Source organism: Kitasatospora putterlickiae (assembly GCF_039527695.1).
Classification (GTDB): domain Bacteria; phylum Actinomycetota; class Actinomycetes; order Streptomycetales; family Streptomycetaceae; genus Kitasatospora; species Kitasatospora putterlickiae.
Map to the genome: position 1 here is coordinate 1 of NZ_BAAAKJ010000249.1, position 14,072 is coordinate 14,072.

Annotated in this window: 13 protein-coding genes and 3 tRNA genes; 11 read left to right on the top strand and 5 right to left on the bottom strand. The window is 74.6% G+C overall.

From position 1 onward, the window contains the following. Positions 1-762: AfsR/SARP family transcriptional regulator (locus tag ABD308_RS25030; RefSeq protein WP_344338817.1), on the bottom strand; the 762-nt coding region annotated here is incomplete at its 3' end. 396 nt (positions 763-1,158) lie between these two features. On the opposite strand from ABD308_RS25030, the gene ABD308_RS25035 reads away from it, so the two are divergent. The 7 genes from ABD308_RS25035 (at position 1,159) to ABD308_RS25065 (ending at position 11,453) form a co-directional block, all read left to right on the top strand. Beyond that, positions 1,159-2,193, top strand: coding sequence for a ScbA/BarX family gamma-butyrolactone biosynthesis protein (locus ABD308_RS25035; protein WP_344338819.1), 1,035 nt, complete (start codon positions 1,159-1,161; stop codon positions 2,191-2,193). Then, the gene (locus ABD308_RS25040; RefSeq protein WP_344338820.1) at positions 2,184-2,927 is read left to right on the top strand and encodes an HAD family hydrolase; all 744 of its coding nucleotides are present in this window, start codon (positions 2,184-2,186) and stop codon (positions 2,925-2,927) included. The genes ABD308_RS25035 and ABD308_RS25040 overlap by 10 nt, the downstream gene beginning before the upstream one ends. Beyond that, complete coding sequence (locus ABD308_RS25045; RefSeq protein WP_344338821.1) at positions 2,924-4,552, top strand: FAD-dependent monooxygenase; 1,629 nt, start codon at positions 2,924-2,926, stop codon at positions 4,550-4,552. Before ABD308_RS25040 ends, ABD308_RS25045 begins: the two co-directional genes overlap by 4 nt. Positions 4,553-4,560: 8 nt before the next feature. Beyond that, positions 4,561-6,906: an MMPL family transporter gene (locus ABD308_RS25050; protein ID WP_344338822.1), complete on the top strand. Its 2,346-nt coding sequence runs from the start codon at positions 4,561-4,563 to the stop codon at positions 6,904-6,906. Beyond that, on the top strand, positions 6,906-7,940 hold the full coding sequence (locus tag ABD308_RS25055; protein WP_344338823.1) for an NAD-dependent epimerase/dehydratase family protein: 1,035 nt from the start codon (positions 6,906-6,908) through the stop codon (positions 7,938-7,940). The genes ABD308_RS25050 and ABD308_RS25055 overlap by 1 nt, the downstream gene beginning before the upstream one ends. A gap of 62 nt (positions 7,941-8,002) precedes the next feature. Beyond that, positions 8,003-9,184 carry an alpha/beta hydrolase gene (locus ABD308_RS25060; RefSeq protein WP_344338825.1) on the top strand — a complete coding sequence of 394 codons (1,182 nt, stop codon included), beginning with the start codon at positions 8,003-8,005 and terminating at the stop codon, positions 9,182-9,184. Positions 9,185-9,239: 55 nt separating this feature from the next. Continuing rightward, positions 9,240-11,453, top strand: coding sequence for an MMPL family transporter (locus ABD308_RS25065; protein ID WP_344338826.1), 2,214 nt, complete (start codon positions 9,240-9,242; stop codon positions 11,451-11,453). 125 nt (positions 11,454-11,578) lie between these two features. On the opposite strand, the gene ABD308_RS25070 is transcribed toward ABD308_RS25065, so the two are convergent. The 4 genes from ABD308_RS25070 to ABD308_RS25085 form a co-directional block, all read right to left on the bottom strand. Next, a tRNA-Phe gene (locus ABD308_RS25070) sits at positions 11,579-11,652 on the bottom strand. 27 nt (positions 11,653-11,679) lie between these two features. After that, a tRNA-Asp gene (locus tag ABD308_RS25075) sits at positions 11,680-11,753 on the bottom strand. Positions 11,754-11,808: 55 nt separating this feature from the next. Then, a tRNA-Glu gene (locus ABD308_RS25080) sits at positions 11,809-11,881 on the bottom strand. A 102-nt stretch (positions 11,882-11,983) separates the two neighbouring features. Beyond that, positions 11,984-12,325, bottom strand: coding sequence for a metallopeptidase family protein (locus tag ABD308_RS25085; protein WP_344338828.1), 342 nt, complete (start codon positions 12,323-12,325; stop codon positions 11,984-11,986). Positions 12,326-12,395: 70 nt separating this feature from the next. Between ABD308_RS25085 and crcB (ABD308_RS25090) the strand changes: the two genes are divergently transcribed. The 4 genes from crcB (ABD308_RS25090) to ABD308_RS25105 all read left to right on the top strand — a co-directional run. Beyond that, entirely contained in the window at positions 12,396-12,875 is a 480-nt protein-coding gene (gene crcB, locus ABD308_RS25090) for a fluoride efflux transporter CrcB (RefSeq protein ID WP_425554845.1), read from the top strand. After that, positions 12,872-13,270, top strand: coding sequence for a DUF190 domain-containing protein (locus ABD308_RS25095; protein WP_344338829.1), 399 nt, complete (start codon positions 12,872-12,874; stop codon positions 13,268-13,270). Before crcB (ABD308_RS25090) ends, ABD308_RS25095 begins: the two co-directional genes overlap by 4 nt. Further along, on the top strand, positions 13,267-13,641 hold the full coding sequence (gene crcB / locus ABD308_RS25100; RefSeq protein ID WP_344338830.1) for a fluoride efflux transporter CrcB: 375 nt from the start codon (positions 13,267-13,269) through the stop codon (positions 13,639-13,641). Before ABD308_RS25095 ends, crcB (ABD308_RS25100) begins: the two co-directional genes overlap by 4 nt. Positions 13,642-13,824: 183 nt before the next feature. Beyond that, positions 13,825-14,072 (top strand): hypothetical protein (locus tag ABD308_RS25105; protein WP_344338831.1); only part of this gene is annotated, 248 nt, incomplete at its 3' end.

Below are 14,072 nucleotides of genomic sequence, written 5' to 3' on the forward strand. Positions count from 1 at the left end.
CGGCTCCGCGCCGGCGGCCTCCGCCGGGGCCAGCCGCAGCACCCGCTCCTGGGCGGCCCGCAGGTGCGGTCCCGGGTCCAGGCCGTGCTCCTCGGCGAGCAGCCGGCGGACCCGCTCGTGCACCTCCAGCGCCTCCGCCTGCCGTCCGGACTGGGCCAGCGCCAGCACCAGTTGGGCCTGGAACCGCTCGCGCAGCGGGTGTTCGGACGCCAGCCGGCGCAGTTCCGGGATCCGTCCGGCCAGCCGGCCGAGCTCCAGCTCCAGGTCGAAGAGGTCCTCCAGGGCGCCGAGCCGGGCCTCGGCCAGCCGCAGCCGCACCGGCTCTATCCCCGGCCCGTCCACGCCCTGGGCGAGTGGCCCGCGCCAGAGCGCGACCGCCTCGGTGAACGCCTCCGCGCCGCCCGCCGCGTCGCCGGTGGTCCGCCGGGACCGCCCGTCGGCGAGCAGCTCCTCGAACCGCTCGACGTCCACCGTGCCGGACGCGGCGAGGACGTACCCGGCGTCCGTCCAGGCCAGCGTGGCCAGCCCGGCGAGCGCCCGGCGCAGCCCGGAGACGTACTTCTGCACCAGGTTGACGCTCCGTCCGGGCGCCTCGGAGCCCCAGACCAGATGGACGATCCGTTCGGTGCGCACCGGGCGCCCGCTGTTGAGCAGCAGAACGGCCAGTACCGCCCGCTGTCGGGGCGGGCCGAGGTCGGCCGCGCTCTGTCCCCGTCTGACCCGCACCGGTCCGAGCACCTCGAACCACACGTCGTCAGCCAACGCTCCCCCCAAAGCAGTTGTGACGTCTCGCCCCCACGCGGACGTTACCACCGGGCGGGGTTCGGCTCCCGGATCGTTACCTCATCGTTTGTGTAAGTGCCGCTGATCTTGGGCAGGGACATGACCGGCACCCGTTCCCGCCCCCACCCCCCGGGCGGCTCCCGGTTCGCCACCCCCCCGGTCGCTTCCCGCGCCGCTTCCCGGGCCCTTCCCGGCCACTTCCCGGCGCCTTCAGCGGACGGTCAGCGCGGGGCCGGAGAGTTGCCGCAGGCCGGGAACCGCGAGGACCCCGGCCGGCGCCGCCGGGGGGACCGGCCCGTCGCACCGAGGCCGTATCGAACCACCCTTCAGCGCCTTCTATCCGGGAAACAGACGTTGCCCACGGGGGGATTCACCATGAACGCCACACCCGAGCTGCTGAGAATGCCGGACTCCGAGGAGTCCCGGGGCCACAAGCCGGCCGCCGAGCTGCGGTTCGACGCCACCGTTCCGCGTGACCTGGTGCACCGCGCCGCCATCGCCGAGGTGTTCGTCACCGACTCGGCGCGGGTCGGCGAGGACCCGACGAACGACGAGCACACCTTCGAGGTCGCGGCCCAGCTGCCGCGCGCCCACGTCGTCGGCGAGCGCGGCGGGAGCTACGACTTCCTGCTGCTGGTCGAGGTCCTGCGCCAGTCCGGCGTGCTGGTCGCGCACCGCTACCTGGACGTGCCGCTGGACCGCGCCTTCATCTTCAGCGCCCTGAACCTCACCATCTCCGGTCTGGAGGCCCTGCGGATCGGGTCGCGCCCGGCGCACGCCGTGCTCTCCACCACCGTCCGACCCAAGCGCAACGCGGCCGGCCGGGTGCTCGGCTTCGACTTCACCGGCACCTTCTGGCTGGACGGCGAGGCGGCCATCGTCGGCTCGGGCTCGCTGACCTTCGTCACCAACCGGGCGTTCCAGATGCTGCGGGCCGGCAACCGCAAGAAGCTGGACGGCCGTTCGCCGCGCCACCCGCAGCTGCTGCGCTCCGCGCCGTCCCTGGTCGGCCGCCGGGACGCGTCCAACATCGTGCTGACCGAGCCGTCGGTCAGCGAGTCCGGCACCGCCTCGGCGATGCTGGTGGTGGACACCGACCACCCCCACCTGTTCGACCACCAGCTGGACCACGTGCCCGGCAACCTCCAGCTGGAGGCCGCCCGCCAGCTCTCCGTGGCCGCCGTCGCCAAGCTGCACGGCCTGCCGGCCGAGAGCCTGGTGGTCACCGCGGCGAGGGCCGAGTTCTCCGACTTCGCCGAGCTGGACCTGGTGACCAAGGCGGTCGCCGAGGTCGGCGACGCCAGCTTCGACGGCGCGCTCGGCGCGGTCACCGTCCCGGTCTCGATCACCGTCTCCCAGGAGGGGCACACCGTCGCCTCCCTCGCCATCGAGGTGACCCAGTGGAGCTGAACCACCCCGTCCCGCCCGCCGACGGCATCGACACCGTGGTCCTCGACTACGGCGGCGTGCTGACCAACCCGCTCGCCGAGACCTTCACCGAGTTCGGCGTGCGCACCGGCCTGGACCTGCAGGCCGTCGGCACCGCCTTCGCGGCCGCCACCGCGCGCTACGGGATCAGCCCGATGGCCGAGCTGGAGGTCGCGGCGATCACCGAGCAGGAGTTCACCGAGCGGCTGCTGGCCGAGCTGCCGCTGCGCTCGGCCGCCGCCCTCGGCGGCCGGCCGTTCGGCGAGCTGTGGTTCCAGGGCCGCCGGGCCAACGCCGAACTCGTCGACTTCGTGCGCCAGTTGAAGTCCAACGGATACCGGACGGCGCTGCTCACCAACAACGTGGTGGAGTGGCGCCCCCGCTGGCAGGCCACCCTCCCGGTGGCGGAGATCTTCGACGTGGTCGTCGACTCCTCGGCCGAGCGGGTCCGCAAGCCGGACCCGGAGCTCTACCTGCGGCTGCTGCGGCGGCTCGACACCCCCGCCGGACGCTGCCTCTTCATCGACGACACGGCCGAGAACCTCGACGCCGCCGCGCGGCTCGGCTTCCACACCGTGCTCTTCGAGAACACCGCGCAGACCATCCGCGAGGTCTCCGAGCGGCTGACCGCCCAGGCCCTGCGCGAACTCTCCAACCGGCTCGGACACCCCCTGGTGGAGGACCTCGGCCGGCCGGCCGACGGGGCGCTCCGATGACGGCGCCGCCGCAGGTCCTCGTGGTCGGCGCCGGTCCCACCGGGCTGACCGCGGCCTGCGCGCTGCTCCAGCACGGCGTGCCGGTGCGCCTGGTGGACCGCCGGGAGTGCTTCGCCGCCGAGCCCAAGGCCCTGGTGATGTGGAGCGGCGCCCTGGAGGCGCTGCACCGCCTCGGCGTGGCCGACGCGGTCGCCGAGCGGGCCCTGCCGCTCACCGGCGCCTCCTACTGGTCGAACGGGCGCCGGCTGGCCGGCGTCTCGTTCGGCACCCTGGCCGACACCCGCTTCCCCGGGCCGCTCTGCGTGCCCCAGCCGGTCACCGAGGAGCTGCTCTACGAGCGGCTGCTCGGCCTCGGCGGACGGGTCGAGTGGGCCACCCGGGCCACCTCGGTCGAGGTGGCCGGCGACCGGGCGGTGGTCCGCCTTGAGTCGGCCGGCGGCGCGGCCGAGACCGTCTCCGTCCCCTGGGTGATCGGCGCCGACGGCGTCCGCAGCACGGTCCGCGAGGCGCTCGGCATCCCCTACGAGGGCAACAGCTACGACCGGGAGTTCGTGCTCGGCGACGGCCGGATCGCCGGCGACCTGCCGCCCACCGAGGCGCAGTACCACCTCAGCCCGGACGGCGTGCTGGTCCTGGTCGCGCTGCCCGAGGGCGGTCACCGGATCTTCTTCGACCTGCCCCCGGGCCGCCGGACCGGACCGCCGGACGACGCCGAGCTCCAGCAGCTCCTGGACGCCCGCGGCAAGGGCCGCTGGACCGTCCAGGAGACCTGGTGGACCAGTCGCTTCCGGGTGCACACCAAGGTGGCCGCCCGGTTCCGGCACGGCCCGGTCTTCCTGGCCGGGGACGCCGCGCACGCCCACAGCCCGGCCGGCGGGCAGGGCCTCAACACCGGCGTCCAGGACGGCTTCGACCTCGGCTGGAAGCTCGCCGCCGTGCTGCGCGGCGGCGACCCGGCGCTGCTCGACAGCTACGACCCGGAGCGCCGCCCCACCTCCGCCCGGGCGGTGCGCAACTCCGAGCGGCAGACCAGGCTCTGGCTGCTCAAGCCGCGCCCGGCCCGCGCCCTGCGCGACCTGCTGCTCGGCGTCCTCTCCCGCAGCGGCGCCCTGGAACGCCGCATCGTTCCGGAGCTCGCCCAGCTGGACCTCGATCTGACGGCCAGTCCGGCCGTCGGGCGCACGCCCGCGCCGGGTGGTCCGACCCCCGGCCGACGGCTCGGTGACGCGCCGCTCCGCCCGGTGGGCGGGACGAGCGCCACCTCCCTGCACGGCTACCTCGCGACCGGCCGGCACACGGTGCTGGTCGCCGGGACCGGGCAGGAGGCCGCGACGGCGGCCGAGGAGGCCGCCACCGAGCTGACCCGGCGCGGCGTGCGCGACCTCGCCGACGTGTTGCTCCTGCTCCCGCCGGACGGGCCGCTGCCCGCCCCGGCGGGGCCGGTCGGCCACGACCTCGCGGCCGGCCGGCTTCCCGGCGGGCAGGCCGGGGCGGCGGCCCTGGCCTGCCACCTCCGTCCCGACGGTGTGGTGGCCGGGGTCGTGACCCTGGACCGACCGGGCCGGGTGGGCGAGTTGCTCTCCGCGCTGCCGACCGGGCAGCGTTCCGCCACCCCCGCTCCGTGAGGTTCCCGATGCTCAAGCGACTCGGCCGGGCGGTCACCGCCCGGCCCTGGTCCGCCCTCCTGTTCGTGGTGGTCTTCCTGGTCAACGCGCTGGTCGTGGGCGCCGGGGTCACCGACCGGCTGCACAACGGCGGCACCGCCGACCCGGGCTCGGAGTCGGCGCGCGCCGCCGTGCTGCTGGAGGACTCCTTCCCGGCCAGCTCGCCCAACCTCGTCCTTCAGGTCTCGGCGAAGGCCGGCGGCTCGGTGGACACCCCCGAGACGGCCCAGGCCGGCGCCCGCCTCGGCGAGCGGCTCGCCTTCGAACCGGACGTCGTCGGCGTCACCTCGTACTGGCAGACCGGCCTTGAGGGCCTGCGCTCCGCCGACCGCGGCACGGCGCTGATCCTCGCCCGCATCGAGGGCGACGAGAACCGCGCCAAGGAGGTCTTCGACCGGCTGGCCCCCCGCTACCGGGGCAGCCCGACGGGTCTGGAGCAGCTGGAGATCAGGCTCGGCGGCTCCGTCGCGGTCCGCGACGAGATGCAGGCCACCATCGCCGACGACCTGGCCCGGGCCGAGCTGATCGCGCTGCCGATCACCCTGCTGATCCTGATCCTGGTGTTCCGCGGCCTGGTCGCCGCCCTGCTGCCGCTCGCCGTCGGGATCTGCGCGATCCTCGGCACCAACGCGGCCCTGCGGGTGATCACCGACTTCACCGAGGTCTCGGTGTTCGCGCAGAACCTCACCACCGCGCTCGGACTCGGCCTCGCCATCGACTACGCGCTGCTCATCGTGCGGCGCTTCCGCGAGGAGCGCGAACGCGGCCTGGAGGTCCGCGCGGCCGTCGCCGCCACGCTCGACACGGCCGGGCGCGCGGTGCTGTTCTCCGCGCTGACCGTCGCGGTCTCGCTCTCCGCCATGCTCGTCTTCCCGCTCTACTTCCTGCGCTCGTTCGCGTACGCGGGCATCTCCGTGGTGCTGATCGCCGCCGCCGCGGCGCTGATCCTGCTGCCCGCCCTGCTCACCCTGCTCGGCGGCCGGATCGACGCGCTCAAGATCCGGATGCCCGGCCGCGCCGCGCGCGCCGCCCGCGCCGACCGGCCCACCGGCATGGGCTGGCACCGCACCGCGACCCTGGTGATGCGGCGCGCCCCGCTGTTCGCGCTCGGCATCACCGCGCTGCTGCTGTTCGCCGGACTGCCCTTCCTGCGCGTCCAGTTCGCCGCCGCCGACGACCGGCAGCTGCCCACCGGCTCCGAGTCGCGGGTGGTCCAGCAGAGCATCCGGGACGGCTTCACCGCCAGCGCCACCGGCGTCATCGACGTGGTGGTGCACAGCGAGGCCACCTCGGCCACCGCCGCCGCCGACCCGGGCCGCGAGGCGCTCGGCCGGTTCGCCGCCGAGCTCTCCGCGCTGCCCGGCGTCACCGAGGTCTCCACCCCGCTCGGCGACTACCGCTCCGGCGCCGCCACGGGCGCGTCCAGCCCGGCCGACAGCGTCCGCACCGGTGACGGCCTCGGCCACCTCTCGGTGGTGCCCGCCGCCGGCCGGGGCGACGTCTCCCAGGCGAACCAGGACCTGGTCGGCGAGATCCGCCGGGCCGGCGCCGAGTTCCCCGGCCTGCGGCCGGTGGTCGGCGGCCAGGCGGCCTCCCTGGTCGACAGCAAGCACGCCATCGGGGTGCGCCTGCTGCCGGCCGGCGCGCTGATCGTCGGGGCCACCCTGCTGCTGGTCTTCCTGCTCACCGGCAGCCTGCTGATCCCGCTCCAGGCGGTGCTGCTGAACGCGCTCAGCCTGACCGCGATGTTCGGCGTCGTGGTCTGGGTGTTCCAGGACGGCAACCTGTCCGGCCTGCTCGGCTTCACCCCGACCGGCGCGGTCGAGACCACCCTGCCGGTGCTGATGTTCTGCGTCGCCTTCGGCCTCTCCATGGACTACGGGGTCTTCCTGCTCTCCCGGGTCAAGGAGGAGTACGGACGCGGGCACGATCCGCGCAAGGCCGTCGCCGACGGCATCCGCCACACCGGCGGGCTGATCACCGCCGCCGCGCTGATCCTCTCGGTGGTGCTGGTGGCGATCGGCACCTCCCGCATCACCAACACCAAGATGCTCGGCCTCGGTGTCGCGCTCGCCGTGCTGGTCGACGCGACCGTGGTGCGCTGCCTGCTCGTCCCCGCCGTGATGGCCCTCGGCGGCCACGCCACCTGGTGGGCCCCGGCACCGCTCAAGCGGTTCCAGGAGCGCTTCGGGCTGCGCGAGGAGCCGCTCGCCCCGGCGGGCGGGGCCGAGGCGGACCGCCCGGACGACGGTCCCGGCCTCCTGGGCGATCCCGACCACGGCCCGGGGCCCGTCCTCGCCGCGAAGGAGTCCTGATGACCGACCAGCGCACCCCGCCGGGCCGCGTCGTGGTCACCGGCGCCACCGGACTGCTCGGCGGCGCCGTGGTCCGCGAACTGCTGGCCGCCGGCCACCGGGTGACCGCCCTGGTCCGCGACCGGGAGAAGGCGCGGCTGCTGCTGCCCGCCGACGAGCGGCTCGACGTCCTGGCCGGCGACATCACCGACCCGGCCGGCTACCGGCGGGCCCTGCCCGGCGCCAGCGGCGTCATCCACACCGCCGCCTACTTCCGCGAGTACTACCAGCCGCAGCCCGACCTGGGCCGGCTGCACGCCGTCAACGTCGACGCCGTGCTCACCCTGCTCCGCGAGGCCGTGGACGCCGGGGTGACCCGGGTGGTGCACACCAGCTCGATCAACACCATCGGCCGGGGCAGCACCGGGTTCCCCGCCGACGAGGACACCCCGCCGCCCGCCGACTGGCGGCGCAACGGCTACCGGGCCAGCAAGGTCCGCGCCGAGCAGGCCGTCGCCGACTTCTGCGTCCGCGAGGGCCTCACCGTGCCGCTGGTGCTGCCCGGCTGGATGTGGGGCCCCGGCGACGCCGGGCCTACCTCGGCCGGCCGGCTCTTCCTCGCCGTCGCGCACGGCGAGCTGCGCGCCGTCCCCCGGGCCGGCAACCACGTGGTGGACGCCCGTGACGTCGCCGCGGCCTGCGTCCGCGCGCTGACCCACGGCGCCGGACTGCGCCGCTACATCGTGGCCGGCTCCTGGTACGGCCTGCACGACCTGGTCACCGGCATCGCCGCGGCCTCCGGCGCCAACCCGCCCCGGCAGATCCCGGCCGGCGCGGCGCTCGCCTTCGCCACCGCCCTGGAGTACGGCGCCAAGCTGCGCGGCCGCCCTCCGGTGGCCACCCGCGAAGGGGTCCGGGTGCTGCTGGACGGAACCCGGACCCGGCTCTCCTCCGCCCGCGCGGAACGGGAACTCGGCGTCACCTTCCGTCCGCTGGCACAGACCCTGGGCGACGAGGCGCGCTGGTACCGCGACCAGGGACGGCTGCCCTCATGACCTCCCCCGCCACCCCCTCCCCGGGCCGAGCCCCGTCACCGGACAACGAAAGGGCCGCGACCGTGCCCCGTTCCAGGAAGACCGCCGTACTCACCATCACGGCCGCGCTGATCGCCCTGACGCCCGCGGTGGCCGCCGTCGCGGTCCGCTCCGACGACACCCCGGCGTCCGGCACCCCGGCCGCCTCCGCCGCCGGGCCGGCCGCCCCGGAACCCGGGGCCGAACAGGCCGCCGCCGACACCAAGGCCCGGCTGGCCGCCGAGTCCATCGTGGACATCCCGGTCCGCTTCACCGTCCAGAACGTCAACCGCACCCTGGCCTCCTGCCCGGTCGACGGCAAGACCTACCAGGTCAGCGGCCACCTCACCGCGCCCAAGGCGGTCCTCGACGGCGGCGCGGGCCCGCGCACCGTCACCCTCTACGAGCACGGCATCGCGGCCGGCGAGTGGTACTGGCGCCTCGACGCCCCCGGCTACCACCACGCCGAGGAGCTGGCCAAGAAGGGCCACGCCTCGCTCACCATCGACCGGATCGGCTACGGCGCCAGCGACAAGCCCGACGGCTTCGGCAGCTGCATCGGCGGCCAGGCCGACATCGCCCACCAGATCGTGGAGCAGCTGCGGGCCGGCAGCTACCGCACCGAGCAGGAGGGCCGCGCCCCGGTCGCCTTCAACAAGGTCATGCTGGCCGGCCAGTCCAACGGCGGCCAGGTCTCCCAGATCGAGGCGTACTCCTTCCAGGACGTCGACGGCCTGGTCCTGATGGACTGGACCGACCTCGGCCTCACCCCGCAGGCCAACGCCCGCTTCTTCTCCTCCCTGCAGACCTGCCTGCGCGGCGGCTCCGCCGTGGACGGCGCGAGCGGTCCCGGCGGCTACGCCTACTACGACATGGGCACCGAGGAGTTCAAGGCCGGCAACTTCCACGACAGCGATCCCGGCGTGGTCGCCCTCTCCGCCCCGCACCAGAACCGCCACCCCTGCGGGGACATGGCCTCCCAGCTCGGGTCGGTCCTGGTCGACCTGCGCCACCTCAAGGACATCAAGGTGCCGGTGCTCTTCCTCTACGGGGAGAAGGACGCCCGCGTCCAGGGCGGCGCCGAGCACCGCGCGCTGTTCACCGGCAGCAGCGACACCCAGCTGATCGAGATCCCCGAGGCGGGCCACTACATGGGCATGGCCCGCAACGCCCCCCAGGTCCACGCCTCCCTCGCCGACTGGCTGACCAAGCACCAGTCGGGCTGACCCGAACGCCGCCGGGGGCGCACCGTCCCCACCTCACGTCTGGAGACCAGTTGTCATGACGCTCACCCTCGAACCCGGGGTCGACCAGCGGGTGCCGCTGCTGCGGAGGCTGGGCCGACTGCTGGTCGACCGCCGGCGCGCCGTGCTGATCACCGGCACGGTCCTGTTGGTCATCGCCGCCGCCCTCGGCGCCGGCGCCCAGAAGGCGCTCTCGTTGTCGCGCTTCGAGGCGCCCGGCTCGCAGTCCGACAAGGCGGAGCAGATCCTGCACCGCGAGTTCGGCCACGGCAGTCCCAACATGATCCTGCTGGTGACCGCCAAGCACGGCACCGTGGACGACCCCGCGGTCGCCGCCGCCGGCCAGGCACTGGCCGCCGAACTGGGCGCCTCGGCGGGCGTCCGCACCACCGGCTCCTACTGGGGGCAGGGCAACAGCCCCGCCCTGGCCGCCACCGACCGGAGCAAGGCCCTGGTCACCGCCTGGCTGGACGGCACCGCCACCGAGTCCCGGGAGCGGCTGGCCGACCTCTCGCCGAAGTTCACCCGTGAGACCGCCGACGTCAAGGTCGAGGTCGGCGGCCAGGACGAGGTCTTCCGGCAGGTCGGCGCGCAGGCCAGGAAGGACTTCCTGGGCGCCGAGGCGATCGTGCTGCCGATCGTCCTGCTGCTCCTGCTCGCCGTCTACCGGCGCTGGTCGGCCGCCGGGCTGACCATCGGCGTCGGCCTCTTCTCGGTGCTCGGCACGATGACCCTGCTGCGCGGGGTCACCCTGTTCACCGAGGTCTCCACCTTCGCCGCCAACCTGGCCCTGGTGATGGGCCTGGGCCTGGGCATCGACTACAGCCTGTTCGTCATCTCGCGGTTCCGCGAGGAGGCCGCGGCCGGCCACGACAAGCACACCGCGGTGGTCCGCGCCGTCGAACGGGCCGGCCGGACGGTGATCTTCAGCGGGATCACCGTGGCGATCTCGCTGCTCGCGCTGTTCGCCTTCCCGTTCCCCTTCCTGCGGTCCTTCGCCTACGCGGGCGTCTTCGTGGTGCTCACCGCGATCTTCGGCGCCGTCGTCCTGCTGCCCGCCGCGCTCGCCGCCGTCGGACACCGGGTGCTGCGGCCGGGCGCCGCCGGGGCGGCCCGCCCGGTCGAGGACGGCCGCTGGTACCGGCTCACCCGCCGGGTGATGGAGCGCCCGCTGATCTGGGGCACCGCCGTGGTCGCCCTGCTGCTGCTCGTCGGCGCGCCGTTCCTCGGCGTGAAGTTCGGCCTGCCCGACGAGCGGGTGCTGCCGGCCGACGCCAGCAGCCGGGTCGTCCAGCAGCAGGTCCGCGACGGCTTCCCGGCCCGTGAGACCGACGCCCTCCAGGTCGTCGCCACCGGCGTCGCCGACCCCAAGGGCACCACCGGCGAGACCGAGGCCTACGCGGCCAGGCTCTCCAGCCTGCCCGGCGTCTTCCAGGTGGACACCTTCACCGGCTCCTACGCCGAAGGCCGGCTGCGCAACGGCCCGACCGCCGACTCCGCGCGGTTCGCCACCGGCTCCGGCGTCTGGCTCACCGTGATCCCCGAGGAGGCCGCGCTGGCCGGGGACATGCCCGGGCTGGTCGGCAAGGTCCGCGACGAGGCCGCGCCCTACCAGGTGCGGGTCGGCGGCTTCCCGGCCGACATGACCGACTTCCGCTCCCGCCTGCTCGGCGCGCTGCCCCTGGTCGCGGTCCTGATCCTGGTGCCGACCTTCATCCTGCTCTTCCTGATGACCGGCAGCCTGCTGATCCCGGCCAAGGCCACCGTCTCCAACCTGCTCAGCCTCACCGTGATGTTCGGCGCCCTGGTCTGGGGCTTCCAGGACGGCCACCTGTCCGGCCTGCTGGACTTCACCTCGTCCGGGTCGATGGAGCCCAGCATCCCGATCCTGATGTTCTGCATCGCCTACGGGCTGTCGATGGACTACGAGGTCTTCATCGTCTCCCGGATCAAGGAGGAGCACGACCGCGGCGCGGACACCGGCACCGCCGTCGCCACCGGCATCCAGCGCAGCGCCCCGCTGATCACCGCCGCCGCCGGCATCCTGGCCCTGACCTTCGCGGTCTACGCCACCGGCTCGGTCGTCTTCCTCAAGGAACTCGGCGTCGGCCTCGCCCTCGCCGTCCTGGTCGACGCCGTCCTGGTCCGCGCCATCCTGCTCCCGGCCGTGATGCGCCTCGCCGGCCCCGCCAACTGGTGGGCCCCCGCCCCCCTCCGCCGCCTCCACACCCGCTTCGGTCTCTCCGAATAACCCCCCCCGCCCGGGGCGGCCCCCCGCCGCCCCGGGCCCACCCCCGTGCCCGCCCCGGTCACCGAACACGACGAAGGCCCCGGAGAGTGAACTCTCCGGGGCCTTCCCGCCTTCTCAGGCTGCTGTGGCCAGGGCCGGGGTCGAACCGGCGACCTTCCGCTTTTCAGGCGGACGCTCGTACCAACTGAGCTACCTGGCCGTACTGCACCGTCTCTCGCGAGACGAGCGATCCCGACGGGACTTGAACCCGCGACCTCCACCTTGACAGGGTGGCGAGCTAACCAACTGCTCCACGGGACCTTGGAGTGGCGAACCACCCAGGTCTTTCGGTCGTGCACTTTACTACGGTACTGCGTGCCCCCAACGGGATTCGAACCCGTGCTACCGCCTTGAAAGGGCGGCGTCCTGGGCCACTAGACGATGAGGGCTTGCGGCCTGTCCGGCTGTTTCCAGCGTTCGGGGACGTCGAGAAGCATATGGGATGTGGGGCCGAACGCCAAAACGGGTTTCGGCCGGGTGGGCGGCGGGGGTCAGGACCAGCCGAGTTCGTCGAGCTCGTGGTCGTCGAAGCCGAAGTGGTGGGCGACCTCGTGGATGACCGTGGTGCGGACCTCCTCGACGACCTGCTCGTGGGTCTCGCACAGGCGCAGGGTCGGGCCGCGGTAGACGAGGATCCGGTCCGGCAGGACGCCGGCGTACCACTCGCCGCGCTCGGTGAGCGGGGTGCCCTCGTAGAGGCCGAGCAGTTCCGGATCGGCCGGGTCGGGCTCGTCCTCGACGAAGATCGCGACGTTGTCCATCATCGCCGCCAGCTGCGGCGGGATCCGGTCGAGCGCGTCGGCGACCAGTACCTCGAACTCTTCCCGGGTCATCTCCACCGGTTCATTGTCGGGTCTGCGGTGACGGTGTGCCAGGCGGTCGGGGCCGGTGTTTCATGGGTCTGTGGCGACCTCGGAGGACTTGGTGGCGGACGGTGCGGCGGCCGGGGCGGCCCGGCGGCGGCCGCCGGTGCTGCGCGGGCAGGGGCCGGCGGTGGCGGTGCTGGCCGGCGGCGGGGCGCTGGGGGCGACGGCCCGGTACGGCGCGGGGCTGCTGTGGACCACCGGGCCGTCGGCGTTCCCGTGGACGACGCTGCTGGTGAACGTGGCGGGGTGCGCCGTGATCGGGGTCTTCCTGGTCGTGGTCACCGAGGGCCGGCCGGCCCACCCGCTGCTGCGGCCGTTCTTCGGCACGGGCGTGCTCGGCGGCTTCACGACCTTCTCGACGTACGCGGTGGACGTCCGCCGGCTGCTGGAGGAGGGCCGGCCCGGACCGGCCGTCGGGTACCTGGGGCTGACCCTGGTGGCGGCGATGGCGGCGGTCTGGGCGGCGGCCGCGGTGACGCGCCGTCTGCTGGCGCGCGGGGCCCGGAGGCCGGTGTGACGGGCGCGGCGCGGCCCCGGCTGGGCGGTCCGGCGCTGCGGCTGACCGTGCTGGTGGGCGAGAACGACCGCTGCCGGCACCGCCCGCTGTACAGCGAGATCGTGCACCGGGCGCGGGCGGCCGGGCTGGCCGGGGCGAGCGTGTTCCGGGGCGTCGAGGGGTTCGGCGCGTCGTCGATGGTGCACACGGCGCGGCTGCTGTCGCTCAGCGAGGACCTGCCGGTGGCGGTGGTGATCGTGGACACCGAGGAGCGGGTGCGGGCGTTCCTGCCCGAGCTGGAGGGGCTCGCGGTGGAGGGGCTGGTGACCCTGGAGCGGTGCGAGGTGGTCCGGTACGCCGGGCGGGCGGTCGACGGGTCGGCCACGGCGGGGGAGACCGGGGAGGGCGGGGCGTGAACTGGCTGCTGGTGGTGGTCGGCGCGCTGGTCGGCGCGCCGTTGCGGTACCTGACCGACCGGGCGGTGCAGGCCCGGCACGACTCGGTGTTCCCGTGGGGGACCTTCGTGGTGAACGTCTGCGGCTGCCTGGTCCTCGGGCTGGTGACCGGGGCGGTGGCGGTCGGCGCGGCGTCCTCGCGCGTCCAGCTGCTGCTCGGGACCGGGCTGTGCGGGGCGCTGACCACGTACTCGACGTTCTCGTACGAGACGCTGCGGCTGGCGGAGAGCGGGGCCGGGCGGTACGCGGTGGCGAACGTGGCGGGGAGCGTCGCGGCCGGCCTGGTGGCGGTCTACGCGGGTGCGGGGCTGGCCTCGGCGTTCTGGGGCTGAGTGACGGGGCCGGGCGACGGGGCCGGGCGACGGGGCCGGGCGCGGCCGTCCGGCGCTCGTTCGGCTGCTTCCGGTGGCTCCACCCGTGTCCGCGCGCCCGCGCCGGGCGTTGGACACCCGCAAGGGTGGCCGTGCGCGGTGGGTGGGCGGCCAGGGCGGGGCGGGTGCAGGAGAGGGACTTCGGTGGCGATGCGTGCGGTGCGGGTGGTGCGTGCGGTGACGGAGCGGGACACGGCGGTGGTCCGGGGCGCCGTGGTGCGCGGCGCGGCGGTGCTGGCGGTGGCCGGACTGGGGCTGACCGGCTGCATGTCGGTCGGGCCGGGTGCGGACGAGCGGCACGGGGTGGTGCCGGTCGGCCAGGCGGGGACGCCGACCAGGACCGGGACGGCGGCGACGTCCTGGGCGCCGAGATCGAGGCCGTGCGCGAACTC

What these genes read in the sequence shown, in the direction of transcription:
- ABD308_RS25035 (WP_344338819.1), top strand. Translation starts at nt 1,159, where the DNA reads ATGAACGCCACACCCGAGCTGCTGAGAATGCCGGACTCCGAGGAGTCC.
- ABD308_RS25045 (WP_344338821.1), top strand. Translation starts at nt 2,924, where the DNA reads ATGACGGCGCCGCCGCAGGTCCTCGTGGTCGGCGCCGGTCCCACCGGG.
- ABD308_RS25050 (WP_344338822.1), top strand. Translation starts at nt 4,561, where the DNA reads ATGCTCAAGCGACTCGGCCGGGCGGTCACCGCCCGGCCCTGGTCCGCC.
- ABD308_RS25055 (WP_344338823.1), top strand. Translation starts at nt 6,906, where the DNA reads ATGACCGACCAGCGCACCCCGCCGGGCCGCGTCGTGGTCACCGGCGCC.
- ABD308_RS25065 (WP_344338826.1), top strand. Translation starts at nt 9,240, where the DNA reads ATGACGCTCACCCTCGAACCCGGGGTCGACCAGCGGGTGCCGCTGCTG.
- ABD308_RS25085 (WP_344338828.1), bottom strand. Translation starts at nt 12,325, where the DNA reads ATGACCCGGGAAGAGTTCGAGGTACTGGTCGCCGACGCGCTCGACCGG.